21 protein-coding genes and 1 pseudogene are annotated in these 26,410 nt (G+C 47.4%); 21 read left to right on the top strand and 1 reads right to left on the bottom strand.

Annotation, left to right across the window (positions count from 1 at the left end):
* The first annotated feature begins 163 nt into the window (after positions 1 to 163).
* From ICN42_RS10535 to rlmD, 9 genes and pseudogenes are all read left to right on the top strand, one after another.
* Positions 164 to 1,576 (top strand): carbohydrate porin, encoded by a 1,413-nt coding sequence (locus tag ICN42_RS10535; RefSeq protein WP_216254422.1) that lies wholly within the window; start codon positions 164 to 166, stop codon positions 1,574 to 1,576.
* Positions 1,577 to 1,784: 208 nt separating this feature from the next.
* Entirely contained in the window at positions 1,785 to 3,278 is a 1,494-nt protein-coding gene (locus ICN42_RS10530) for a TolC family protein (RefSeq protein WP_370626030.1), read from the top strand.
* Between the two features lie 9 nt (positions 3,279 to 3,287).
* A complete protein-coding gene (locus ICN42_RS10525) occupies positions 3,288 to 4,559 on the top strand; it encodes an efflux RND transporter periplasmic adaptor subunit (protein WP_216254419.1) in 1,272 nt (423 codons plus the stop codon).
* Positions 4,560 to 7,637 carry a CusA/CzcA family heavy metal efflux RND transporter gene (locus ICN42_RS10520; RefSeq protein WP_216254416.1) on the top strand — a complete coding sequence of 1,026 codons (3,078 nt, stop codon included), beginning with the start codon at positions 4,560 to 4,562 and terminating at the stop codon, positions 7,635 to 7,637.
* 33 nt (positions 7,638 to 7,670) lie between these two features.
* Complete coding sequence (gene surE / locus ICN42_RS10515; RefSeq protein WP_216254413.1) at positions 7,671 to 8,465, top strand: 5'/3'-nucleotidase SurE; 795 nt, start codon at positions 7,671 to 7,673, stop codon at positions 8,463 to 8,465.
* A 29-nt stretch (positions 8,466 to 8,494) separates the two neighbouring features.
* Positions 8,495 to 9,118: pseudogene (locus ICN42_RS10510) on the top strand (protein-L-isoaspartate(D-aspartate) O-methyltransferase); the annotation flags it as partial.
* Entirely contained in the window at positions 9,115 to 9,909 is a 795-nt protein-coding gene (locus ICN42_RS10505; protein ID WP_255539358.1) for a peptidoglycan DD-metalloendopeptidase family protein, read from the top strand. The pseudogene ICN42_RS10510 and the gene ICN42_RS10505, both read left to right, overlap by 4 nt.
* A 33-nt stretch (positions 9,910 to 9,942) precedes the next feature.
* The gene (locus tag ICN42_RS10500; protein WP_216254406.1) at positions 9,943 to 10,764 is read left to right on the top strand and encodes a 3'-5' exonuclease; all 822 of its coding nucleotides are present in this window, start codon (positions 9,943 to 9,945) and stop codon (positions 10,762 to 10,764) included.
* On the top strand, positions 10,757 to 12,202 hold the full coding sequence (gene rlmD, locus ICN42_RS10495) for a 23S rRNA (uracil(1939)-C(5))-methyltransferase RlmD (RefSeq protein WP_216254566.1): 1,446 nt from the start codon (positions 10,757 to 10,759) through the stop codon (positions 12,200 to 12,202). The genes ICN42_RS10500 and rlmD overlap by 8 nt, the downstream gene beginning before the upstream one ends.
* 285 nt (positions 12,203 to 12,487) lie before the next feature.
* Here the strand turns inward: rlmD and ICN42_RS10490 are convergent, their stop codons facing one another.
* On the bottom strand, positions 12,488 to 13,189 hold the full coding sequence (locus ICN42_RS10490) for a Bax inhibitor-1 family protein (RefSeq protein ID WP_216254403.1): 702 nt from the start codon (positions 13,187 to 13,189) through the stop codon (positions 12,488 to 12,490).
* Positions 13,190 to 13,482: 293 nt separating this feature from the next.
* Between ICN42_RS10490 and ndk the strand changes: the two genes are divergently transcribed.
* The 12 genes from ndk to ICN42_RS10430 all read left to right on the top strand — a co-directional run bounded on the left by ndk (position 13,483) and on the right by ICN42_RS10430 (position 26,375).
* Positions 13,483 to 13,908, top strand: a complete 426-nt coding sequence (ndk, locus tag ICN42_RS10485; RefSeq protein WP_015421250.1) for a nucleoside-diphosphate kinase — start codon at positions 13,483 to 13,485, stop codon at positions 13,906 to 13,908.
* Between the two features lie 91 nt (positions 13,909 to 13,999).
* Entirely contained in the window at positions 14,000 to 15,193 is a 1,194-nt protein-coding gene (gene rlmN, locus ICN42_RS10480; protein WP_370626033.1) for a 23S rRNA (adenine(2503)-C(2))-methyltransferase RlmN, read from the top strand.
* 18 nt (positions 15,194 to 15,211) lie between these two features.
* Positions 15,212 to 16,489: a flavodoxin-dependent (E)-4-hydroxy-3-methylbut-2-enyl-diphosphate synthase gene (ispG, locus tag ICN42_RS10475; protein ID WP_216254397.1), complete on the top strand. Its 1,278-nt coding sequence runs from the start codon at positions 15,212 to 15,214 to the stop codon at positions 16,487 to 16,489.
* Between the two features lie 65 nt (positions 16,490 to 16,554).
* Entirely contained in the window at positions 16,555 to 17,883 is a 1,329-nt protein-coding gene (gene hisS, locus ICN42_RS10470) for a histidine--tRNA ligase (RefSeq protein WP_216254394.1), read from the top strand.
* A 47-nt stretch (positions 17,884 to 17,930) separates the two neighbouring features.
* Positions 17,931 to 18,590: a tetratricopeptide repeat protein gene (locus tag ICN42_RS10465; protein WP_216254391.1), complete on the top strand. Its 660-nt coding sequence runs from the start codon at positions 17,931 to 17,933 to the stop codon at positions 18,588 to 18,590.
* Positions 18,590 to 19,744, top strand: coding sequence for an outer membrane protein assembly factor BamB (bamB, locus tag ICN42_RS10460; protein ID WP_216254563.1), 1,155 nt, complete (start codon positions 18,590 to 18,592; stop codon positions 19,742 to 19,744). The genes ICN42_RS10465 and bamB overlap by 1 nt, the downstream gene beginning before the upstream one ends.
* Entirely contained in the window at positions 19,741 to 21,105 is a 1,365-nt protein-coding gene (der, locus tag ICN42_RS10455; RefSeq protein WP_216254388.1) for a ribosome biogenesis GTPase Der, read from the top strand. Before bamB ends, der begins: the two co-directional genes overlap by 4 nt.
* 199 nt (positions 21,106 to 21,304) lie before the next feature.
* Positions 21,305 to 21,547 (top strand): RNA chaperone Hfq, encoded by a 243-nt coding sequence (gene hfq / locus ICN42_RS10450; protein ID WP_216254385.1) that lies wholly within the window; start codon positions 21,305 to 21,307, stop codon positions 21,545 to 21,547.
* A complete protein-coding gene (gene hflX, locus ICN42_RS10445) occupies positions 21,507 to 22,781 on the top strand; it encodes a GTPase HflX (protein WP_370626029.1) in 1,275 nt (424 codons plus the stop codon). Before hfq ends, hflX begins: the two co-directional genes overlap by 41 nt.
* The gene (hflK, locus tag ICN42_RS10440) at positions 22,774 to 24,321 is read left to right on the top strand and encodes an FtsH protease activity modulator HflK (RefSeq protein WP_216254382.1); all 1,548 of its coding nucleotides are present in this window, start codon (positions 22,774 to 22,776) and stop codon (positions 24,319 to 24,321) included. The genes hflX and hflK overlap by 8 nt, the downstream gene beginning before the upstream one ends.
* Positions 24,321 to 25,193 (top strand): protease modulator HflC, encoded by an 873-nt coding sequence (hflC, locus tag ICN42_RS10435; protein WP_216254379.1) that lies wholly within the window; start codon positions 24,321 to 24,323, stop codon positions 25,191 to 25,193. The genes hflK and hflC overlap by 1 nt, the downstream gene beginning before the upstream one ends.
* A gap of 18 nt (positions 25,194 to 25,211) precedes the next feature.
* Positions 25,212 to 26,375, top strand: a complete 1,164-nt coding sequence (locus tag ICN42_RS10430; protein WP_216254375.1) for an ATP phosphoribosyltransferase regulatory subunit — start codon at positions 25,212 to 25,214, stop codon at positions 26,373 to 26,375.
* Positions 26,376 to 26,410 lie beyond the last annotated feature (35 nt).

The following is a 26,410-nucleotide window of genomic DNA, read 5'->3' as shown; positions in this document are numbered from 1 at the left end:
TAAATTCTAGGTAAATTGCCTCTTTTTGGGGATAATTTGGCCTGCACCACTGTTGAGCTTCAATCTCACGCTGTGCCCATCTAAGTTGTCTTGTTTATTACCCCGGTAGATCTGGCCTTATTTTATTGAATGGCCATTGATGCTAACCAATGTGAAATTGTGAATGACCCACAAATCCTATCTTCTCCTGTTGAGCTTGCTGGCTGCCTTTTGCAGTACGACTGCGCTCGCTCAGAAGGCCGGATCAGGGTCGGATCAAATTGCGAGCTTTGCTTCTCCGATTCAGGACATTCCTACTGAGGGAGAGTTGTTTGGTTTGCCTGTGAATATTCACGGCCAAACTACTTACATTAACCAGCGCTATAACAATTTCACATCCTCATACTCGGGTATGAATAGCTTATCGAGTGATAAGGCGATGAGCTACACCTGGTCAGGCACCTTATTCTTTGGCGCGCGCATCGCTCCTAATACGGATGTGTATTTCAATCCAGAAGTAGTTTCTGGAGTGCCGTTTTCTAATTTGACTGGCTTGGGTGGTTTTACTAATGGTGAAGCTACAAAAGCCAATGGTGCTCAGGCTAAGTTTTATTCGGCTCGCGCTTTTGTGCGTCAAACCATTAATCAAGAGGGTGACAAAGTTGTTCTTGAGAATGAGGCCAATCAAATTACCCAAACTGTCAGCAGTAATCGAGTTGTGCTGACGGGTGGTCAGTTCTCCACGCTCGATATTTTCGATGACAGTCGCTATGCCAAAGACCCCCGCATTCAGTTTATGAACTGGGGCAATATGACCTATCTGGCGTATGACTATGCAGCTGATGCCAGAGGCTACAGCTGGGGCTTAGCGGGCGAGTGGTATTTGGATAACTGGGTGATGCGAGCCTCACGTATGCTCGCACCAAAATCCCCCAATGGTCGTGACCTGAACTGGCAAATCTTTAATACCTATGGTGACCAAGTAGAGGTGGAGCGTCAGCACAATATTGCTGATCTTCCTGGAAAGGTGAGCGTTCTAGCCTATCGCAATAAGATGATGTTGGCTCGCTTCTCAGATGCGACTAATTACGTTATCCAAAATAATGCGCAAGGCACGCAGGCCATTAACAACGTGCGTAACAACATGCAGTACAAAACCGGTATTGGTTTGCATGGAGAGCAGGCTTTAACAAAAGACCTGGGTATCTATGCTCGCGCCTTTACATCCGATGGCCATACTGAAACCATGTCATTTACTGAAGCAGACAATTCAGTCTCAGTAGGTATGGGGATGAATGGAACAAGTTGGAAGCGCCCGAATGACAGTGTTGGTATTTCAATGATGCAAAACGGTTTGTCGAGCTATCGTCGCGGCTATCTTCAGGCGGGTGGTGTGTCTTATTTCATTGGTGACTATGCAAGTCCAAGTCAGACCATCTCATACACCCCTGAGCGGATAGGTGAGGTGTACTACAACGCTACAGTGATTAAGAATGTTCTGGCGGGTTTGAACTTTCAGCACATCATCAATCCGGCTTACAACTCTGCCCGTGGACCGGTAAATATCCTTTCTTTCAGGATCCATGCTGAGTTTTAACGGTTTTAAGGTATTTCAGATTAATTATTGTCTTTAGAATCAATAAGTTAGAAATTCCCAAATAATAGACATTTGGGTTTTCTCACCTATAATCGTCCAAACCCCCTATAAATACAGGGAAACCTGCATCTGGGGCTAAAAAAACAGCATTAGTACAGATTTAGAGGCAGCCGATTTGACTTACGGCCAGATAAAAACGAGTGAATTTGTGAATACGACAGCAAACCCCATGAAGCGGGTTGCTGGTGCAGTCGCCTCCATATTTTTTGTTACTTCTGTATTTGCTCAGTCAAATACACCGATACCGGCCAGCGTTACCGTGCAAACAAATGAATCCAAGGATTCTTTATCTGCGCCGCCAGTAGTCAGTAATGAAACTGCGAATCCCGCAAATGCCGCATCGTTGTTCGCACCAGTCAAACCCAGCAATACGCCAAAAATTTATACCAAGGGTGCGCCATCTGGCCCTGCAGAAATGGATTTGCGTCAGCTGTGGACTGAACTCAAGTTAAATAACCCGCAATTATCTTCACTGCGTGAGTCCTACTTATCTGCAAAGGCGACTGTGCCGCAGATCAATGCGCCAGCCAACCCGCAAGTAGGTTTGGTGTGGTCTGGCATGCCTGTGAACTCGCCATTTGCATTGGGTGGCGCAAATGCGCCTTCATCAACCTATCCACAAGGTATTAGTAGCAACAACGCCATATCGTTTACGCAGCCTTTTCAGTTTCCGGGAAAAAAGAGCTTGGCATCCGATATTGCTAATACCAATGCAGAAGCATTGTTAGCGCAAAGCGAATCCACTTACTTGCAATTGGGTGCGCAGTTATCTACTTTGTATTACACCGCCTTGGCATCACAAAAGCAGCTACAAGTTCTGAAAGAATCCGTCTTGCGTTTAGAGATGATTAAGAACGTGGCTAAAGCGCGCTATGCCAACAATGCTGCTGCCTATGTTGAATATCTCAATGCGCAGGTATCCCAGAGTGCAGCGCAAGCGGATCAGTTCAATGTGGAGCGTCAGCTACAGGTAGCGCTTAACAGTATTAATACCTTAGTTGGTCGCCACTCCCGTGAAAAGTTAGTTTTACGTGGAGATGTACGCCGAGCCATGAGCAGTGTGCCGACCCTAATCGAGTTAGAAGACTATGCAGAAAACGGTCACCCCTCTCTAAAGAGCTCCGCACTCCAATTAGATGCCGCTCGTAAAGGTGTAGATTTGGCGAAGAAGGCCTACTTGCCGGATTTCCAGGTAATTGGATCATCGTATACGCCACGTGGGCCATTTTCAGCGAATAATGGCGCGATGTTTTATCAGTTCGAGCTGGATCTGATTATTCCTTTGTATTTCTTTACCAAGGAGAAGTACGGCGTAGAGCAGGCGCAGCGTAACCAAGCGGCTGCTGAAGCGGGCAATATTTCGAATCGCCAGCAAATTGTGTTGGCGGTGAACAGTGCCTATGCTGCTTATGAACAAGCAAAGAATCAAACTCAGTTTCTAAAAGAGCGCCAAGTACCTCAAGCAGATGCTGCTTATAAGGTGGGCTTAACTCAATACTCTAATAATGGTCAGGGATTTAATGATTTGCTGACAGCGCAAACTCAATTGCGCAACCTCGAAGTTCAATTAGCGTTGGCAGAAAGTAATCTTCTGCAGGCGCAAGCAGTATTGCTAGTGACATCTGGCAAAGAACCTTTTTAAGGAGCAGTGTTGAAAGACAAAATTCTTTCTTTTCTAAAGCAGTGGGCTGACAAGGCAAAGCCTGTCGCCGATAAGTTTCTGCGTTTCGGTGGACATAAATTACAGGTTGCCTTTGCGAGTGCTGCGGGTTTGTATTGGAACCTGAGCCCACAAAACCGTTACCGCGTGTGTTTAGCCGCCTTTGCCTTTGCGATTCTTTCAGTTGGTATTGTGCTTGGTCGCATCACCAATGTTAACCGCAGCGTCAAAATTGAAACCTCGGATAAGGCTCTTAAAGTAGAGAAGAGCGGCATCCTGGAGTTGAAGTTACCGGGCGTGAAACTAAACCCAGAAGTCTATGTCTTCCAAACCGCTGAAAAAGTCCAAGTTCCGGTAGATATCAAAGTGCCAGGACGTTTAGCATTTAATGCTGAAAAGTCTAAAGTGTTATCTGCTCGCGCTCCAGGCCGAGTGGAGCGTATCTACGCATTCGATGGCGCTGAGGTGAATATCGGCTCTCCAGTGGTTGAGCTCTACAGCCCCGAGTTTGTTTCGGCGCAGCAGGAGTATTTGCTTTCCTCAAAAATGGCGAAAGTGCTTGAATCTAATAAGACCATGAGCGATCTGCTAGGTGATGCTCGCATTACTCAGCAAGCGGCAGCAAACCGCATGAGAAATCTCGGTGCTGGCGATGGCGATATTAAATCGATTGAAACAACTGGTAAGACGCAAGCCAATTTGGTCATGCGCTCCCCATTAAAAGGCGTTTTAGTGAAGCGCAATGTGGAGCCCGGTTCTGCCGTGAGCTCAGGTGATGTGATTGCTACTTTGGCCGATCCAAAACAACTCTGGTTCCTAGGTAATGTATTTGAACAAGACTTTCGCTTGATTAAGCCAGGTCAAAAAATGGTGTTGCAAGTGGAGGCGTACCCGGACAAAGAGTTTGTGGCTTATGCAAACTATGTCGCTCCCACTATCGATCCACAAACTCGTGCTTTATTAATTCGTGCTGATATTGAGAACGGCGACGATCTCTTGCGTCCAGATATGTATGCCTCCGCCAAGTTAACGACTGGTATGGCTGACGCAATCGTTGTTCCGCAAACAGCAGTAGTGCGTATTCGTGAGATGCGCTATGTCATTGTGAAGGTGGGTGATGAGGTCTATCGCCGTTTGCCAGTTAAAGGCTATGACCTGAATAGCAAAGCCTTTGCCATTACCGAAGGTGTAGAGCCAGGATCGCGGATCTTAGCTGAGGGCGCTGTTTTATTAAACGATCGTTTTGCTAAGCAGGAAGACTAAGTGAGCGTATTTACTTCCTTTATTCGGGGTGTACTTGAGAAGCGTGTGCTGGTTATCGTTGGCTCGATCCTGCTCCTCGGTCTGGGAATGTTCAGTCTTTCTAAGTTGCCGATTCAGCCATACCCTGGAGTAGCGCCATTAACGATTCAGGCGATTTCTCAATGGCCTGGTAGAAGTACTACCGAGGTAGAGCAGCAGGTCACTATTCCTGTCGAAAATGCTTTAGCTGGTATTCCTGGTCTACAAGCTTTCCGCTCGGTTTCTTTATTTGGCTTATCGGTTGTTACTTTGAAATTCAATGACACTACCGATCCCTTTAAAGCCCGTCAAACATTTATTACCAGCCTCGGTAATGTCAGCTTCCCGCCTGGGGTAACTTCTAGCATTAGCCCGGACTCCGATGCGACTGGCGAGATCATGCGTTATGAGGTGAGATCAGACTACGCTTCATCAACTCAACTGAAAACGCTACAAAACTATGAGATCTATAAAGAGCTCAAGCAAACACCAGGCGTAGCGGACGTTTCTTCTTTTGGCGGTAAGGTTCGCCAATATCAAGTGATCGTGAGCCCAGAAAGCTTGCAATCGAAGGGTGTGACCGTAAATCAGTTAATTGATGCGTTAACTAATGCCAATAGCAATACCGGCGGCGGATTGCTTCCTAGCGGCGAGCAGCAGTTTGTAGTTCGAGGTGTAGGCCTCCTACGCAATATTGATGACATTAAGCGGGTAGTGATCTCCATTCACAATGGTGTGCCGATCCGTATTGGAGATGTGGCGCGCGTTGAGATTGGTAATGCACCCCGTTTGGGCATGTTCCAGTTCAATGACAATCCAGATTCTGTTGAGGGCATCGTGTACTTGCGCCGTGGCGAGAATGCCACTGAAGTATTAGCCCGGGTGCGCAACACGGTAGAAAATATCAATAAACAAGTATTGCCCCCCGGAATCGAAGTAGTCCCATTCTATGATCGACAAGTGCTCTTGGATATCACGATTGGTACTGTTAAGCACACTCTGTTCTTTGGCATCTCCTTAGTTCTCGCGGTGCTCTTTTTCTTCTTGGGTAATTTACGTGCGGCGGCGGTAGTTGCTGCAGTGATTCCTTTGGCGCTGTGCGTCTCGTTTATTCAGATGCACATCTGGAGCGTGCCTGCGAATTTGATTTCTCTTGGCGCGATTGACTTCGGTGTGATCGTGGACTCGGCAGTGATTCTGACAGAGAATGTCATGCGTCACTTAGAGGAGGGCGGTAAGCGCCTCAATCAAAGCATCATCTTGGCTACCAGCGAAGTGCAGCGTGCCATGATTTACTCCACCGGTATCATTATTGTTGCTTACTCCCCATTGTTCTTTATGGGTGGAGTAGAGGGCATCATCTTTAAGCCAATGGCGTTTACTATGGGCTTTGCTTTGATCGCGGCCATGGTCTTGAGCTTAACTTTCTTGCCTGCGATGATCTCCCTGGTTTTTGGCGAGAACTTACACCATAAGCCACCTGGATTTATTACTAAGCTCTTGAATGGCTATAAGCCTTTACTCAGAAAGTGGATGGATCGTCCATTAACTGTGGTCTCTGTTGCTGTATTTGTTCTGGGTCTGACATTGTTGAGCGTCACTCGCTTAGGAACTGCGTTCTTGCCCACCTTAGAAGAAAACAATATTTGGTTGCGCGTAACCCTACCCAATACTGTGGACTTGGATTACTCCGTCAAAATTGCCAATCAATTACGCGAGACTTTCTTAAAGCAGCCTGAGATTGATAAGGTGGCTGGTCAGATTGGTCGTCCTGATGATGGTACGGATTCCACTGGAGTGTTTAACCAAGAGTACGGTCTCTATCTGAAGAGCCCAGAAAACATGCCAAGTGGATCGAGTAAGAAAGACTTAATTACTCACCTTGAAACAGAGCTTAATAAAATTCCGGGTATCACCTATAGCTTCTCTCAGTACATTCAAGATAACGTGAATGAGGCCTTGTCTGGCGTGAAGGGTGAAAACTCTGTGAAAATTTACGGTACCGACCTGGAGGTCTTAGATCAAAAGGCGCATGAGGTCATTGACCAGCTCAAAAAAGTTCGCGGTGTAGCGGATGAGGGCATTCTGAAAGAGTTAGGTCAACCAACACTGAATATTCAGATTGATCGTGAACGCGCAGCGCGTTACGGTATTAATGTGAATGACATTCAGACGGTGGTTGCTAATGCGATTGGCGGCGCTGCGGTTACTAATCTCCTTGAAGATGAGAAGACTTTCGGTATTGCAATTCGTTTGAACGAAGGTAGTCGCAACGACGTTGCTGATATTGGCCACCTCCTGGTCGACTCTCCGAACGGCGCGGCAATTCCTCTGTCGATGGTTGCTACTGTCCAGTTATCTGATGGCCCATTCTTTATTTATCGTGAAGCAGGTAAGCGTTACATCGCGATTAAGTTCAGCGTTCGTAACCGTGACTTGGGTAGCGCGGTAGAAGATGCCCAATTCCTGGTTGAGAAAAATATCACTCTGCCACCAAACTACTCGATTAGTTGGGATGGCCAGTTCAATCAAATGAAGCAGGCGCAGAAGAAACTCATGCTGATCGTGCCATTGGCATTGCTTGGTATCTTCTTGTTACTCGTAAGTGCTTTTGGTAATTTCCGTGATGCGGTGATTGTGATGATCAACGTACCGTTTGCTGCGATTGGTGGTGTGATTGCTTTGCATCTGGCTGGCGAAACTTTAAGTATCTCGGCATTCTTTGGTTTCTTATCGCTCTTTGGTATTGCGATTCAGGATGGTGTGATTCTGATCTCCTTTATTAATAAGACGGCGGCAACCGAGCATGGTGAGATGAAAGATGTCATGGTTGAAGGTGCTTCATTGCGTGTTCGTCCCGTGTTGATGACCGCTATGCTTTCTGGTCTTGGCCTATTGCCAGCGGCTTTATCGCATTCCATTGGTTCTGAAGCTCAACGTCCTTTGGCTCTCGTCATTGTGGGTGGTATGGTGACAACTACTATTCTGACTCTCCTGGTCTTGCCGGTAATTTATGGCTGGTTTAGAGGTCGTTCATTAACACCAATGGCCAAAGCCTAAGAGCATTATCAGAGATGAAAAGGAATGTCTAGCATGAGTGAAAATCAAAAGCAGCCTCATATTCTGATATCCAATGATGATGGATATTTGGCTCCTGGTCTCTTGGCCCTGGTAAATGCTATTCGCCCGCTAGCTCGCGTGACAGTCATTGCCCCTGAGCAAAACCATAGCGGCGCCTCAAACTCATTAACACTCTCACGACCGCTATCCATTCATCGGGTGGCTGGTGGTGAGCGTGATGGCTTCTTGTTTATTAATGGCACACCAACAGATTGTGTCCATATCGCCATGACGGGTTTCTTGGATGAAAAGCCCGATCTCGTTGTCTCTGGTATCAATCAGGGTGAGAACATGGGTGAAGATACTCTGTACTCTGGTACGGTAGCTGCCGCAGTTGAGGGTGTGATGTTCGGTGTTCCTGGCATTGCTTTCTCACAAATTGATAAAGGCTGGAACCGCATTGAAGATGCCGCTAAAGCGGCGCACGATATCGTGGCGCAAATGCTGGTTTCTAAGTTGGCACATACCGAAGGCGCAGCTACTTTGCTGAACGTCAATATTCCCAATCGTCCTTATGCTGATCTCTATCGCTGGCGCGTGACCCGTCTGGGTAATCGTCATCATTCACAACCCGTGGTTGTGCAAAAGAGCCCTCGTGGTGAACTGATCTATTGGATTGGTGCAGCGGGGGATGCCAAAGATAGCTCCGAAGGAACAGACTTTCATGCGATTGATGATGGCTGCATTTCTATTACGCCAATGCAGTTGGATTTAACCCATCACGCCCGCTTAGCTGCGATGCGTGCCAATGGTTGGGATCGCGGTTGAGGCCAGCCGCAGAACGTAACGCTGGTCATCGGCAAGCCTTAGCAGCGAAAGTACTCGCTGCTGGGGTAAAGCACGGTAAAACATTAGAAGCAATTGCTACTGTTCCACGCCATGCATTTATGGATGCCGGTATGCATCCTCAGGCCTACGAAGATACTGCTTTACCAATCGGGCATTCTCAAACAATTTCTAAGCCATCAGTTGTGGCACGCATGATTGAGCTGTTGCATAAGCCTAAGCAAAAATTAGGAAAAGTATTAGAGATTGGAACGGGTTGTGGCTACCAAGCAGCAGTCCTCAGCTTGCTATCTGAAGAAGTCTATTCAATTGAGCGTATTCGTCCTTTGCACGATATGGCAAGAGAAAAGCTGCGTCCATTTCGCATCAAAAATCTGCGCCTCATCTACGGGGATGGCATCTTAGGTCTACCCCAAGCCGCCCCTTTTGATGGAATTATTTTGGCCGCTGCTGGCCTGGGTATTCCGGATGCCTTATTGGACCAATTGGCTATTGGAGGGCGCTTAGTGGCTCCCGTGGCTAAAAATGAGAAAGAGCAGCAATTGATCATGGTTGAGCGCATGAGCTCCCAGCGTTATCAAAGAACCGTTCTGGACGAGGTCTTTTTTGTCCCCTTACAATCAGGGGTAGTATGAAAAACCCAATGAATCTACTGTCTAAATACTTTCTATTGCTTCTGGCAATCACTTCTTTGGCGCTCAATGTGGGTTGTTCGACAACCCCAAGAGCGAAGCCAGCGAATGTGGTCGATCGCAGTGGGGGTAATGGCGAACCAACGCCACCAGGCTACTATCGCGTTAAGCGGGGTGATACCTTAGCTCGCATTGCTCTAGATAACGGACAGTCTCCGCGTGATGTAGCGCAGTGGAATAATTTATCCAACCCCAATCAGATTGAAGTAGGGGATTTGATTTTGGTGAAGCCACCAGCTGGCTCCAAGTCTGCTGTTAAACCAGCGCCTAAGACACCAAGCAGTATCGATACCCCAAAAACAGATGCGCCCAAGGTTGATGCCGCCAAGACAGATGTACCAAAGCCAGACAATTCGAAAGAGATGGTTGCTGAACCAGGCATTCGTTTGTCATGGCCAGCTAAAGGTAAAGTCAGTGATGATTTCAGTGAAAAAACCAAAGGTATTGATATCGCTGGTAAGTTAGGTGAGCCAGTGACTGCAGCCTCTGACGGTAAAGTGGTTTACGCTGGTAACAGCTTACGTGGTTATGGCAATCTCGTCATCATCAAGCATGACAATACTTACCTTACAGCCTATGCCCATAACCGCACGCTATTGGTAAAAGAGGGTGATTCGGTCAAGAAGGGGCAGAAGATTGCTGAGATGGGCGATACCGATGCAAACTCGGTCAAACTCCATTTCGAATTACGTGTGAATGGCAAGCCGGTAAATCCAACGCCATACTTGCAGTAATTGCAGGCCTAGTACAGCGCTAGCGATTTCATTATGGCAACCGTTCTCGTCTTTGATATTGAAACCATTCCGGATGTAGCAGGACTACGTCGTCTCAACGACTATCCAAATTCCCTCTCAGATAGCGAAGTTGCGGCTAAAGCGATGGCCGAACGTGCTGAGAAAACGGGTAGCGAGTTTTTGCCACTATATCTGCAACGTATTTGCGCTATCTCTTGTGTGATTCGCAGAACAACCAAAGAAGGTGCGCCGCAAATCAAAGTGGGTACCCTAGGCACACCGCAAGATGATGAAAAGGTATTGATCCAAACCTTCTTTGAGTTGATTGAAAAGTACACGCCTCAATTAGTATCCTGGAACGGCAGTGGCTTTGACTTGCCAGTGCTGCACTACCGCGCTCTAGCAAACCATGTGCAAGCACCGCGCTATTGGGAAATGGGCGAGAGCCAAGAAAACGATAGCCGTGAATTTAAGTGGAATAACTACATCAGCCGTTATCACATGCGCCATCTAGACATGATGGATCTCTTGGCAAAATTTAATGGTCGCGCTAACGCGCCATTAGATGGTCTGGCAAAGCTTTGTGGTTTTCCGGGTAAGATGGGCATGGATGGTAGCCAAGTATGGCCAGCATATCAAGAAGGCAAGATTGACGACATTCGACGCTATTGCGAAACAGATGTCGTGAATACTTATCTGATGTATTGTCGCTTTCAGTTGATGCGTGGTGGATTTTCATTGGAAGAATACACAGAAGAAATCGCCTTCGTAAAAGCGTATTTAGAAAAAGAATCTAAAGAGCCCCATGGCGAACAGTGGCAAGAATATCTCCTGGGATTTGCTCCGGATGCGTAGAGGAGAAAAGCCAGTTCACATTGTTGTGACTGAGCCGATACGAGTTGAATCCCTTGATCTAGACGCGCAAGGGATTGCACGCTTAGCTCCCACAGAAGAAGATCTTGAGCATGGGCTAGATGCGGGTCAGAGCGGCAAAGTCATTTTTATTCAAGGCGCATTACCAACTGAGCTGGTCACTTATGTCGTTACACGTGACAAGGCGCGTTTTAGTAAAGCTAAAGTTCTCGACATCCTCAAGCCTGCCGTATTTAGAGCGGTGCCCAAGTGCAAAGCCTTTGGAGTTTGTGGTGGCTGCACGATGCAGCACTTAGATATTCGGGCGCAAGTCGCGATGAAGCAACGCGTGCTAGAGGATGATCTAAAGCATATCGCGAAAGTAGCTCCTGAAGAGATTCTTCGCCCCATGGGTGGTCCTGCTTGGGAATACCGTCATCGCGCACGATTAAGCGCAGTCAATCGCTCGATCAAAAAAGGCACTGTACTAATTGGATTTCATGAGGGTAAGAGTGGCTATGTCGCTGACATGACTGCCTGCGAGATTTTGCCTAAGCATGTTTCTGATTTACTACCAGAGATGCGTAAATTAGTGATGGGTCTATCCATTGTTGATCGCATGCCGCAAATCGAAATTGCTGTGGGTGAGCCCGAGGAACCCAATTCAGATGATCCCAAGAAAGCAAAGCCAGTTACTGCCTTGGTGTTCAGAAACCTGCTGCCGCTAACGCCAGCAGACGAGAAACTGCTTAGAGATTTTGCGGATCAGCATCAGGTCTGGGTTTGGTTACAACCCAAGGGAATTGAAACCGTTGCACCGTTCTACCCACTAACTGGCAAACTTTGCTATCGCCTGCCTGAGTTTGAAATCGAGATGCCATTTAAGCCGGCGGATTTCACGCAAGTCAATCACATGATGAACCGCGCTTTGGTGAGTAGGGCGATTCGCCTCTTAGAGGTTCAAGCAAGTGATCGAGTGCTCGATTTGTTTTGTGGCATTGGTAATTTCACCTTACCGCTCGCAAGAAGAGCAAATGGCGTGCTAGGTATTGAAGGCTTGGAAAGTTTGACTACTCGAGCTAAAGCTAACGCAGAACACAATCAGCTCACAGATCGAGTCAGCTTTATGCAAAGCAATCTATTTGAAGTGACAACAGAGACGATTGCTTCCTGGGGTAAAGCCGAGCGCTGGTTGATGGATCCGCCGCGTGAGGGTGCTATGGAAATCTGTCAGGCTTTAGCTTTATTGAATGAGCAGGGCAGTGATCTATTGCCTAAGCGCATCGTCTACGTCTCCTGTAATCCTAAAACCCTAGCCAGAGATACCGAGATCCTATGCCATCAAGCTGGCTATATCCTCAAGAGCGCGGGCATCGTCAATATGTTCCCTCACACCTCGCATGTAGAGTCGATGGCTGTTTTTGAACGCCCAATTCTCTAATTATCGTAATTAGAGTTGTTTTCTGCACTGATTTGGTGCTTTATGTATTGTTGCAGTGCAATATTAAGAAGATGACCAGATGGGAAGGTGTAGATTGAATTCAGTCAGCAAATATTTGCTGATCTTGCTTTTATCTACTTCGGGAGCCCAATATGAAAACCTCAGATAGCTTTGCCATCCTCATGATTTTGTTTGCGCTGTCCTACGCCGTTACGATATTTACAGCCAACTAAAAAGGCGCCCGCAGGCGCCTTTAAGTAAAGCTGGTTTACTGCAAGCAGCTACTTAGTCGCGGTTACCGCCAACGATGCCCAGTAATGCGAGCAAGTTGGTGAAGACGTTGTACACATCTAAGTAGATGGCTAAAGTAGCCATGATGTAGTTAGTCTCACCACCATTGATGATGCGTTGCACGTCAACCAAGATAAATGCTGAGAAGATCGCGATTGCTAAGACCATCACAGTCAACATCAATGCAGGCAACTGAAGCCAAATATTGGCCAAAGAGGCCACGATCAAGAGTAGTACACCGACCATCAGCCATTTACCCATGCCAGCAAAATCACTCTTGCTCACAGTAGCAATCGTTGCCATCACAGCAAAAATCGCGCCTGTGCCACCAAAGGCCAACATGATCAAAGTAGCGCCATTGCTGTAGCTATTGAGGGTGTAGCCCACTAAACCGGACATCATGATGCCCATAAAGAAGGTGAAACCCAAAAGAAGCAGAACGCCTAGACCAGTGTCTTTGTTCTTCTCAATCGCCCAGAAGAAACCAAAAGCCACAGCCATAAAGACGATAAAGCCCATAAAAGGACTGCCTGCCATCAGGTTTAAACCAAAGGCAACGCCTAGCCATGCGCCAATGACGGTAGGAACCATCGAGAGCGCCAAAAGGGCGTAAGTGTTGCGCAGTACGCGGTTGCGTACCTGAGGGGTGCTAATCGAGCCAGTTTGCCCAAAGCCGTAAGAGTTCAGATCACTCATATTGACTCCTTCTTCATAGTAATTACACGAGCCCACTAGGGGCTGTTGATAGTAAGTATAGACAAAATGGGGTAATTTCAAGCCCCCCATGAAAAGGACTACAAATTAAAGGGTTATGCCCTGTAAATTCAATAGCTTAGCCACGCTCAGATCAGGGTAAATACGGTCAGCCGATGTATAATTCGGGGGTCGCTGAATTCCTGGCGCGTTGTAGGAAGTGTGGCAGAGGTTCGCCTCCAGTCCAATTCAGCGCCGATTTGGCTAAATTTTTGAAATTACTATTGGAGTTTTACATGGCTATTGAACGCACCCTGTCGATTATCAAACCTGATGCTGTAGCAAAAAACGTGATCGGCAAGATCTATGACCGTTTCGAATCTGCTGGTTTGAAGATTGTTGCGTCCAGAATGGCGCATTTGTCACAAGCTGAAGCTGAGCAGTTCTACGCTGTTCATGCTGCGCGTCCTTTCTTTAAAGACTTGGTGAGCTTCATGATTTCTGGTCCTGTGATGATTCAGGTATTAGAGGGCGAAGGCGCGATTGCTAAGAACCGTGACTTGATGGGCGCTACTGATCCTAAGAAAGCTGACGCTGGCACAATTCGTGCTGACTTCGCTGACAGCATCGATGCAAACGCTGTTCATGGTTCAGATGCTCCTGAAACTGCTGCTGTCGAAGTTGCATTCTTCTTCGCTGGCATGAATGTTTTCAATCGTTAATCAACGATTGCTAACAAATAACCTATTTACTACATAAGTAGGCGCATTGACCTCCCCGCGCGTAAATCTCTTAGATTTTGACGCTGACCAAATGGCAGCGTATGTCGCGGGGTTGAATGAAAAGCCCTTTAGGGCGAAGCAACTCATGCAGTGGATACACCAGCGTGGTGTTTCCGACATCAACGACATGAGTGATTTAGCAAAAAGCTTTAGAGCAACACTGCTCGATAAGGCGGAAGTTCTTTCTCTCCCAGTAATTAAAGATGAGCATGCAGCAGATGGCACCCGCAAGTGGTTGCTCGATGTTGGGGCTGGTAATGCTGTGGAGTCGGTATTTATTCCTGAAGATGACCGTGGCACATTGTGTATTTCATCTCAGGCAGGTTGTGCAGTCAATTGCCGTTTTTGCTCAACAGGGCATCAAGGCTTTTCACGCAACCTCACCGCCGGTGAAATCATTGGTCAGTTGTGGTTTGCTGAACATTTACTCCGCAATGATCCCAATGCGATTCGTCGCGTTGAGCAGTATCCAACTCCAGGTTGGGAGCACACCGGTCGCGTGATCTCCAATGTCGTGCTGATGGGCATGGGCGAGCCCTTGCTCAACTACGACAACGTCGTGACTGCTTTGCGCTTAATGCTCGACGACAGAGCTTATGGTTTATCTCGTCGTCGCGTCACCGTATCGACCTCAGGGGTCGTTCCGATGATTGATCGCTTGGCACAAGATTGCCCAGTAGCATTGGCTGTGTCATTGCATGCGCCGAATGATAAGTTGCGCGATCAATTAGTGCCATTGAATTTGAAATACCCTTTAAGAGAATTGCTTGCTGCATGCGAAAGATATTTACCTTTTGCCCCAAGAGATTTCTTAACCTTTGAATACTGCATGCTTGATGGTGTGAATGATTCAGACATTCAGGCAAAAGAGCTGGTGCGCTTGTTGGCGAACATCAAATGCAAGATCAATCTGATTCCGTTTAATCCATTCCCAGAGTCTGGATTAAAGCGCTCATCCGCCCAACGTATTCATGCATTTGCGAGCATTTTGTTAGATGCCGGCATGGTGGCTACTGTTCGTAAAACTCGTGGTGATGATATTGCTGCGGCTTGCGGACAATTAGCAGGTGATGTGGTTGATCGCACTAGAGTGCGTGAACGTGCGGTGCATGAGAAGCAAATTCAGCATGATCACGAAGAGGCTGCTGACAGCGTTGATGATGAAGAAGAGCAAGAGTATCAACCCGAGCATCCTGTGCAATGGCTCAAAAGATTAGACGGCTGATTTCTCAAAACAAGTCCAATGAGTAATTCATCTAGCAATCTACCGAATCTGCCGAAGCTACCTTTGGGCCCAGCGCCTAAAAGAGCAACACGTCAAGCAAAGGTGATTTGGAAAACCAACATCATCACAGTGGGTGGCGATGCACCGGTTCGCGTTCAATCCATGACCAATACGGATACTGCTGATGCGCTTGCTACTGCAATTCAGGTCAAAGAGTTGGCTCGTGCTGGATCAGAGATGGTGCGCATTACGGTGGATACGCCAGCTGCTGCTGCAGCGGTGCCTTACATTCGCGAACAGTTAGACAAGATGGATGTTTTGGTGCCTTTGATCGGCGACTTCCATTACAACGGCCATACTTTATTAAATGATTTCCCAGAATGCGCGCAGGCTTTATCCAAGTACCGCATTAATCCCGGTAATGTGGGTAAGGGCGCCAAACGCGATCCGCAATTTGCGCAAATGATTGAGGCGGCTTGCAAATATGACAAGCCCATTCGGATTGGTGTGAACTGGGGTAGCCTAGATCAAGATTTGCTGGCCAGCATCATGGATAGCAATGCGGCATTGCCCGTTCCCAAGACTGCGCAAGAGGTCATGATTGAGGCATTGATTCAGTCGGCATTGCAGTCTGCAGAAAAAGCAGTGGAGTTCGGTATGGACCCCAATCAAATTATGTTGTCCTGCAAGGTTAGTAATGTGCAGGATTTAGTGGCGGTTTACCGCGATCTCGCGCGTCGTTCTGATTACCCATTGCATTTGGGTTTGACTGAAGCGGGCATGGGTAGTAAGGGCATTGTGTCTTCAACTGCTGCAATGGGCATTCTGTTGCAAGAGGGTATTGGCGACACCATTCGGGTTTCTTTAACGCCGGATCCTGGTGCGCCTCGTGAGAATGAAATTATTGTCGCGCAAGAGATCTTGCAAACTATGGGATTACGTAATTTCACACCCATGGTGATTGCATGCCCTGGTTGCGGTAGAACGACAAGTACGACTTTCCAAGAATTGGCTGCTGATATCCAGTCTTACCTGCGCCAGCAGATGCCCGTGTGGAAGAAAACCCATCCTGGCGTTGAAGCAATGAATGTCGCCGTAATGGGCTGCATCGTGAATGGCCCTGGCGAGAGCAAGCACGCTAATATTGGTATCTCATTACCCGGAACTGGCGAGACGCCTGCCGCACCGGTTTTTGTTGATGGTGTCAAAGTCAAAACCTTGCGTGGCGACAATATTGCTCAAGAATTTCAGGTGATTGTTGATGAGTACGTCAATCAGCATTACGCTCCGAAGTAATAGCAAACTAAATGCTAGAACAAGAACAAGAACAAGAACAATAAAGAAATACACTAAAGCACAACATGACTGACCAGGTAAACCCAGCTAAAGCACAAAAGATCCAGAAAATTAATGGCGTTCGCGGCATGAATGATCTTTTGCCAGCTGACGCTGCTCAGTGGACGCATCTTGAGCATGTCTTGCGCGATCTCACTCGTGCCTATGGTTACGAGTTCTTGCGTACGCCGATTGTGGAAGCAACTGCGGTATTTCAGCGTGGTATTGGCGAAGTAACCGATATCGTTGAAAAAGAAATGTATTCCTTTGAAGATCGTCTGAATGGTGAGCAACTCACATTACGTCCAGAGGGTACTGCCGCTGTAGTTCGTGCCGTCGTTGAGAATAATCTACTCTATGAAGGACCAAAGCGTCTTTGGTACACAGGGCCGATGTTCCGCCATGAGCGTCCACAGCGCGGTCGTTATCGTCAGTTTCATCAATTTGGTATTGAAGCGATGGGCTTTGCTGGACCAGATATTGATGCAGAAATCATTTTGATGGGGCAGCGTCTTTGGGATGAGCTTGGCCTCAAAGGTGTGCGTCTAGAGATCAATTCTTTAGGTCAAGCTCCTGAACGTGCTGAGCATCGTGCTGCCTTAGTTACTTACTTTGAAGCTAACAAAGCGCAGTTGGATGAAGATTCACAACGTCGTTTATTGACTAATCCATTGCGTATCCTAGATTCTAAAAATCCAGCGATGCAGGATTTGATAGAAGGCGCGCCAAAGTTATTGGATTTCTTGGGTGAAGAGTCGCTGAAGCATTTCGAGGCGGTACAAGCTTTATTGAAGGCGAATAACATTCATTGCAAGATTAATCCCCGTTTGGTACGTGGTCTGGATTACTACAACCTGACCGTCTTTGAATGGATTACGGAAGAATTGGGTGCCCAGGGCACGATTGCTGGTGGTGGTCGGTATGACCCCTTAATCGAGCGTATGGGTGGCAAAGCTGCCCCTGCCTGTGGTTGGGCTATGGGCATGGAGCGGGTCTTGGAATTAATGAAGGTTTCTGGATCTTTGCCGGAAGCGCCAGCCCAATGCGATGCCTTTGTGATTCACCAGGGTGGCGAGACCCTGACTGCCGCGATGATTATTGCTGAGCGCCTGCGTAACGCAGGTATCGATGTCATCCTGTTTTGCCCTCCAGATGGCCAAACTGCCAGCTTTAAGTCCCAAATGAAGAAGGCGGATGCAAGTGGGGCGGCCTATGCTGTCATTATTGGGCCAGATGAATTGGCTAAGGATGAGGCTCAGCTCAAGGATTTACGAAGTAGTGGCGAGCAGAAGGCAGTAGCCCTTGATAGCGTGGTGGAGGCTGTAATTGATGCCATAGTTGGCGCCACCGAATAGAATTAAGACATTCATTATTAAAACTGCATTTATTAGCTTGGATTGACATGCCTTTAGACCTAGAAGAACAAGAACAAGTAGATCAACTTAAAGCATTCTGGCAAAAGTATCGCAACATCATTACCGGTGTAGTGACTGCTGCTTTATTTGCTTATGCAGCTTACAGTGGATACCAATGGTGGCGCACTAGCCAAGCGGCGGCCGCTTCACAGTTATATGAAACGATGGTCACAGCGATTAACAAGGGTGATAAAGATCAAACCTTGCTCGCTGCTGATGATTTGCAAAAGCAGTTTTCTGGTACGCCTTATGCAGCAATGTCCAGTCTGGTGGCCGCGAAGATTGCATCTGATGCGGGTGATTCTGCAAAGGCCATCGATTATTTGCGTTGGGCTGCCAAGAATTCTTCTGATCAAGGCTATTTGGCTTTGGCAAAATTACGTTTAGCATCGCAGTTGATAGAGCAGGGCTCCGAAAAGGATTTTGCAGAAGCCGATTCAATCCTAAAAGAAAAGCCTGTCTCAGGTTTCGAGGCTTTATGGTTAGAGCGTCGTGGAGATTGGTATCTAGCGCAAAAAAATATTACTGATGCGCGTAAGAGTTATGAAGCTGCTTGGGTACTACTCAATCAAGCAAAAGAATTCCCAGAAGAGGCGCGTCGCCTCCTGAAAGTTAAATTAGATGCCGTCGGAGGAGTAGCTCAGTGATGATGGATTGCAAACGGGTAGCAAAACTAGCAAGTACGACCCTAGTCTTAGGCTCTGTAGTCCTGGCCTTGGTAGCTTGTTCTGGCGGCTCACGTGTGCGCAAGCCTGCTGAGCTAGTTACGGTTAGCAATCAATTTGATTTATCTCCGGTATGGTCAACTGGTATCGGTTCATCTGAACCATTTAACTTTCATCCTTCGGTAGCAGGTGAAGCTGTTTTTGCTGCATCCCACCGTGGCAATCTCACTAAGTTGGATTTACGTACTGGTGAAAAGTTGTGGGAAGTATCGGTACCGGATCGCCTTTCTATTGGCCCTGGATCTGATGGACGTACTACAGCAGTAGTGACAACCAAGGGTACCGTCTATGCCTATGACGAAACTGGTAAACCTATCTGGAATGTGAGTGTTGGTAGTGAAGTACTATCAGAGCCAGTAGTTGCCGGTGGCGTAGTAATCATCCGTGCATTGGATAACCGCTTTATTGGTTTGGATGCTCAGACAGGAGTTCGTAAGTGGACTTATCAACGTCAACAATCCGCATTGTCTTTGCGCGTTGGCTACGGCATGCTCGCGATTGGTAATGAGGTCATTGTGACCGGATTTGCTGGTGGTCGCTTTGGCATGATTGCGATTGCAAACGGCGGGCTAGTTTGGGAGACGCCGATTTCCTTTCCAAAAGGCTTCTCTGAGATTGAGCGCTTAAATGATGTGACTGCGAAGCCAAGCATGGATGGCGAAACTATTTGCGCTGTCTCTTATCAAGGTCGCATCGGTTGCGGTCAAGCGCGTACAGGTAATTTATTGTGGTTCAAGGATTTTTCAAGCTATACCGGTACAGCTCAAAGTCCTGACTTAGTTTTTTCTTCTAATGAAAAATCCCATGTGACTGCTTTTGCAGTAAAGGATGGTTCACAAGCTTGGGAGAACACGCAGCTGACATTTAGAGATGTGGGTGAGCCATTGGCAGTTGGTAGGGTAGTACTCGTTGGTGATGCACAAGGTTATGTGCATGCACTTTCACAAGCGAATGGTGAAATGCTGGCACGCATTCGTCATGACAGTAGTCCAATCTCAGCCGCACCGATTGCGGTGAATGGCCTCATCTTGATTCAATCTCAAGGTGGCAAACTAGCGGCGTACAGTCCAAAATGAATCCAGTAATCACTATTGTCGGTCGTCCAAACGTTGGTAAATCGACCCTCTTTAATCGCTTAACGCGTTCACGCGATGCCCTAGTAGCTGACTTCTCGGGCCTGACTCGAGATCGTCACTATGGCAAAGGCCGTATTGGCGAACGCGCATTTATCTGCGTCGATACCGGTGGTTTTGAGCCTGTGGCGAAGACCGGCATTGTTGCCGAGATGGCAAAGCAAACTAAGCAAGCCGTCGCTGAATCAGACATCATTATTTTCTTGGTAGATGGTCGCTTGGGTATGGCGCCACAAGACCGCGTCATTGCCGATTTTTTGCGCAAGACAGGTAGACCAGTCATTCTGGCAGTCAATAAAACTGAAGGTATGCAGTCCGGTATCGTTACTGCAGACTTTCATGAGCTAGGTTTAGGTGAGCCTTTCCCGATCTCATCCGCGCATGGTGATGGCGTGCGTGGCTTGATTGATGATGCTTTGGATTCTTTAGGCATTCCAGAGCCAGAACCAGAAGAGCAAGAAAACGATCCAAATCGCCCAATGAAGATTGCGGTTGTAGGTCGTCCTAACGTAGGTAAATCGACCTTGATCAATAAATTGATCGGTGAAGAGCGCGTAATCGCGTTTGATATGCCAGGCACAACCCGTGATGCGATTGAAGTTCCTTTCGAGCGCAATGGCAAACCTTACATCTTGGTCGATACCGCAGGTCTGCGCCGTCGTGGAAAAGTATTTGAGGCGATTGAGAAGTTTTCCGTTGTTAAAACTTTACAAGCCATTGCGGACTGTAATGTCGTGATCTTGATGCTAGATGCGCAGCAAGATATTTCAGAGCAAGACGCGCATATCGCTGGATTTATTGTAGAAGCAGGGCGCGCATTAGTGGTCGCTGTAAATAAGTGGGATGGTTTAGATGCCTACGTTAAAGAGCGTGCGCGTTTAGAGATCGCTCAAAAACTCCGCTTCTTGGATTTTGCAAACGTTCATCCTATTTCCGCTAAAAAAGGTACTGGCCTCAAAGAGCTCTTTAAAGATGTTGACTTGGCCTATGCTGCTGCAATGGCGAAGTTACCAACGCCAAAACTCACCCGTATTTTGCAAGAGGCTATCGAGCATCAGCAGCCCAAGCGTGTGGGCATGGGTCGTCCAAAATTGCGTTATGCCCACCAGGGTGGTATGAATCCCCCAATCGTGGTGATACATGGAACATCTTTGAGTGGTGTAACTGATAGTTATAAGCGCTACCTAGAAGGCCGTTTTAGAGAGGTCTTTAAGTTACGCGGTACCCCATTGCGCATTCAGATGAATACTGCCAAAAACCCCTATGTTGATGCGGACAAAGGCAAAAAAGGCAAAAAGAAGTAAAAAGGTAAAAACAGCGTTACAGTTTTAAGTGTCTTTTGGCTAAGGGGCTTGATTTTTGAATATCAGACCCCCTATGCTAGAGATAGACGGTAGTAGGAAGCGCATAGCAGATAGCAGGCATTACTTGGTAGTAGATTATTTAATAAAAAAGCAAGACTCCCAAAATATAAGCAGTCTATAAAAACCATTAAGGAGCAGTATGAATAACAGCAAAATCCAATTACTACAGGATCCCTTCCTCAATGCTTTGCGCAAAGAGCATGTTCCCGTCTCAATCTATCTGGTGAATGGCATCAAACTACAGGGCAATATTGAATCCTTCGATCAATATGTGGTTCTATTGCGTAACACTGTGACGCAGATGGTTTATAAACACGCCATTTCCACGATTGTTCCCGCTCGTGCAGTGGAGTTCCGTACGGAAGAACCTAGCTCTGTATAAAACAGGTGTAGATGCGGCGCGTGCCGTTCTGGTTGGAGTTGATACAGGCCGCGAAGATTTTGCGGACAGCATGGCAGAACTCAGCCTTCTAGCTGAAAGTGCTGGCTCCATACCTACCGCTAGTGTGATTGCCCGCAAGGGTAAGACTGACCCAGCCTTATTTATTGGCTCGGGTAAAGCGAGTGAAGTCAAAAAAGTGATGGAAGAGCAAGGTGCCGAACTGGTCATCTTTAACCATCCCTTATCCCCAACTCAGCAACGCAATTTAGAGCGCCATATTGGCTTTCATGTCATGGACCGTACTGGCCTGATTTTGGATATCTTTAGCCAAAGAGCGCAAAGTCATATTGGTAAAACTCAGGTTGAGCTAGCTCAAGTGCGCTATCGTATGTCTCGTTTAGTCCGTGCATGGAGTCACCTAGAGCGTCAACGTGGTGGCATTGGCGTGCGCGGCGGCCCTGGCGAAACCCAGATGGAGCTTGATCGACGGATGCTGGCCACTAAGGCAAAGCGTCTAGAAAATGAGTTGGAGAAGCTCCAGCGCCAACAAAGAACCCAAAGAAGGGCGCGTAATCGTAAAGATGTCTTTTCGGTATCTCTGGTGGGTTACACCAATGCTGGTAAGTCGACCTTATTTAATTCCCTCACTAAAGCAGGGGCATATGCCGCAGATCAGCTGTTTGCAACCCTCGATACAACCTCTCGCAAAGTCCATTTAGAGGGCGTAGGTTCGATTGTGGTCTCCGATACAGTCGGCTTTATCCGTGAATTACCGCACCAACTGGTGGAGGCCTTTAGGGCCACTTTGGATGAAACCATCCATGCGGACTTGATTTTGCATGTGATTGACGCCTGTAGCCCAGTGGCAAGGGAGCAAAAGGCTGAAGTAGAGGCCGTTTTACGAGAAATTGGGGCTGATGACATCCCCCGTATCGAGGTCATGAACAAGATTGACCAGATGCCCCAGACCTTTACGGAGGGGGCGGTTCTAATCCGAGATTCCGAGGGAATTCCGAGCCAGGTTTTCCTCTCCGCCAAGACGGGCCTAGGCCTCGATTTATTGCGCTCAGCCCTCGCCGAATGCTCTCAAATGACTGATAGAATAAGGGTCGAGCAGAATCGTGCCAAGGTCCAAATGGACCCAGACGAGTTTTTAGCTCCTTTACCCGAACGACCAGAGACTTCTGAATTTAACCCGATTCCTAACCGAAAATATTCACCAAACGATGCGTAAATTTCTTGAGCTGTTTTCGGTCAATGATCCAGGCTGGGGCAATAGCCACCCAGGTAGTGGATCCAAAGATGCCAAAGGTGGGCAGGGTAGTGAACAATCTCCTCAAGTCGAACCCAGTACTCCAGATGCTGAAAAACCAGTAGAAGTTCAGCCAAATAGCCCAAGGCCAAACAATCAACCTGCTAAGCCAGATGGCCCGCCTGATTTGGATGAATTGTGGCGTGATTTCAACGACCGCCTCAGCGGCATTTTTGGTGGTAAGAAAAAACCAGGCGCAAGCTCAAGCAAGCCAGCAAATAAACCAAACAGCACTGACATTCCTCCACCGTCCGAGCGCGGTAATAGTGGCGGTAATGCTGGTGGTGGTAGCGGAGGCAACGGCGGCGGAATGAGTGCGCCCAACTTCAATTTCACCAATCCTTTTGGTTCTAAGGCCACCGTCTTACTGGCTGCTGGTGGCGTGCTGTTGATTTGGATTTTTAGTGGCTTCTTCATCATTCAAGAAGGCCAGGCTGGCGTGATCTCTACTTTTGGCAAATACGACTACACCGCCAAGCCGGGTATTAACTGGCGTATGCCTTGGCCAATCCAATCTCAAGAGACGGTCAATTTGTCTGGCGTGCGATCTGTTGAAGTGGGGCGCCCAATACTGATTAAGGCAACCAATCAAAAAGATTCTTCAATGCTTACTGAAGATGAAAACATTATTGATGTTCGCTTCGCTGTTCAGTACCGACTGAAGGATCCTACCGATTATTTGTTTAATAACCGCGACCCTGATGCCACAGTTGTGCAAGCAGCAGAGACTTCCGTTCGTGAAATCGTTGCTCGTAGCAAGATGGACACTGTCTTGTACGAAGGGCGCGAGAAGATTGGTATTGATCTGGCCAATTCTATTCAGAAAATTCTAGATAGTTATAAGACTGGTATCTACGTAACTAGTGTGACCGTTCAGAACGTTCAGCCTCCAGAGCAAGTGCAAGCTGCTTTTGATGATGCGGTGAAGGCTGGTCAAGATCAAGAGCGTTTAAAGAGCGAAGGTCAGGCTTATGCCAACGACATTATTCCGCGCGCTAAAGGTACGGCAGCGCGTTTGATTCAAGAGGCCGAAGGTTATAAAGCGCGTGTAGTAGCTACCGCTGAGGGTGACGCCGCTCGCTTCAAACAAATATTCGTGGAGTATGCAAAAGCACCAGGCGTGACTCGTGATCGCATGTACATCGACAGCATGCGCGAAATGTATAACAACGTTACTAAAGTTTTGGTTGATACCACCAAGAACAATAGTCTCCTGTATCTCCCGCTCGATAAGTTAGTTGCTCAAGTGAGCGCAGAGAGTACGCAAGTAGCAACAGGTCAAACACCGGCTACTACACCGACTGGTTCGGTAACAGTGGGTGGAGCAACTGGCAATCCTGCTGCACCAATTCAAAGCGCTCCTAGTGCGGCAACTCCAAATGCTGGAGCTGTAAATACGGGGGCTACAAATGCTGGTGATAAACGTGATGGCCTACGTAGTCGTGATCGGGAGGCAAGATAATGAATGCAAATCGTCTCCTAGCTAGCATTGCTGGCTTAATTGCTCTGGCCTATGTCCTGGCATCTAGTATCTTTATTGTTGATCAGCGTAACTTCGCTGTGGTCTTTGCTTTTGGTCAGATCGTGCGGGTGATTGAGCAACCTGGCTTGCAACTGAAATATCCAGCTCCATTTGAAAGCGTACGTTTCTTTGATCGTCGCATCTTAACGATTGATAATCCTGAAGCAGAGCGCTTTATTACTGCTGAGAAGAAAAATCTCTTAGTCGATTCCTATGTGAAATGGCGCATTGTTGATCCGCGTAAATTCTTCATCAGCTTTAAGGGTGATGAGCGCTTGGCACAAGACCGCTTAACTCAGTTGGTTCGCTCTGCCTTAAACGAAGAATTTACTAAACGCACTGTCCGTGAATTGATTTCCGATCAACGTGAACAGGTCATGCAAGGTATACGTAAGAAGGTGGCAGATGACGCTGCTGATATCGGTGTAGAGATTGTCGACGTTCGACTCAAGCGGGTAGATCTACTTGCTGAGATTAGTGATTCCGTCTACCGTCGTATGGAGGCAGAGCGTAAACGTGTCGCCAATGAGTTGCGTTCCACCGGTGCAGCAGAATCAGACAAGATTCGCGCAAATGCCGAGCGTCAGCGCGACACGATCTTGGCTGAAGCTTATCGCGATGCCCAAAAGATTAAAGGCTCAGGAGATGCAAGAGCTACTGCACTCTATGCAGAAGCATTTGGGCGTGATCCACAGTTTGCGCAGTTCTATCAAAGTCTTGAGGCTTACCGTAGCTCCTTCAAAGATAAGAAGGATGTCATGGTGGTTGAGCCTAATGGCGAGTTCTTTAAGTTCTTGCACAAAAAAAATTGAAAGTGAATATTTCAGATCATGAATCGTTGGTTACTTCCTGAAGATATTGCTGATGTTTTACCTGCTGAGGCTCGTAAGGTAGAGACTCTGCGTCGTGCCATTCTGGATTTGTATCAGTCCTATGGTTATGAGCTGGTTGCACCTCCTATATTGGAGTTCTTGGATTCATTGCTGACTGGCACTGGTTCCGATCTCAATTTGCAAACATTTAAGTTGGTCGATCAATTATCTGGACGCACATTGGGCCTACGTGCTGACATGACTCCACAGGTAGCTCGGATTGATGCGCACTTACTCAACCGAAAAGGTGTTACCCGTCTTTGCTATGCAGGCTCTATTGCCCATGCTCGCACGCCAGTAGGTAGTTCTGCACGTGAAGAGTTACAACTTGGCGCTGAAATTTATGGCTGTGCAAGCTGGGAAGCGGATTTCGAAGCAGTCTCTTTGTTATTGCAGACTTTAAGTGTTGCTGGGTTGAACAAGGTTTACCTAGATCTTTCCCATGCAGGTGTGCTCGCAGGGATTCTCGATGGGCAAACTCTGGAGAAGGGCGATATTGAGGCTCTGTATAGCCTATTGCAAAGTAAAGATCGACCACGCTTGGTGATCTGGGCTAAATCATTGCCGACTAAATCCGCTGAAGCTTTAATGGCGCTTACCGAATTGAATGGCCCTTGCGCACAAGTATTAGCTAATGCTAAAAAGTCTTTACCAAAACATCGGTTGATTGATGAGGCTTTAGCTCAATTGGAAAAGCTATCCACTGCTATCGCTGCACTGCCTGGCAAAGTTGAGCTGAGTATTGATCTAGCCGATTTACGTGGCTATCAATATCATAGCGGCGTGATGTTTGCGGCCTATGTAGATAAGTTGCCCCAGCCAATTGCACGTGGTGGTAGATATGATCATGTAGGTCAAGCATTTGGACGTCCTCGTCCTGCCACTGGCTTCTCAATGGATTTATTAACCTTGGCAAATCTTGCGCCTGTAGCGCAAAGAAAGCTTGCCATCGTAGCGCCTTGGATCATGGATGTGGACTTATCCAGCAAGATCGCCGAGTTACGCGATGCTGGAGAAGTGGTTATTCAGTCGATGGATGGTGACGCTGTAGAAACCGCTGAATATCTTTGTGATCGTGAGCTGGTGAAGCAGGGCGGCTCATGGGAAGTAAGCAAGAAATAAAAAGAAGCAAACAAGAAACTGATTCTGTATTTAAC

It is taken from the genome of Polynucleobacter sp. 71A-WALBACH, assembly GCF_018882365.1.
GTDB lineage: Bacteria > Pseudomonadota > Gammaproteobacteria > Burkholderiales > Burkholderiaceae > Polynucleobacter.
The sequence above is the reverse complement of the archived record's forward strand: the minus strand, read 5'-3'. Positions and strand labels throughout refer to the sequence as shown.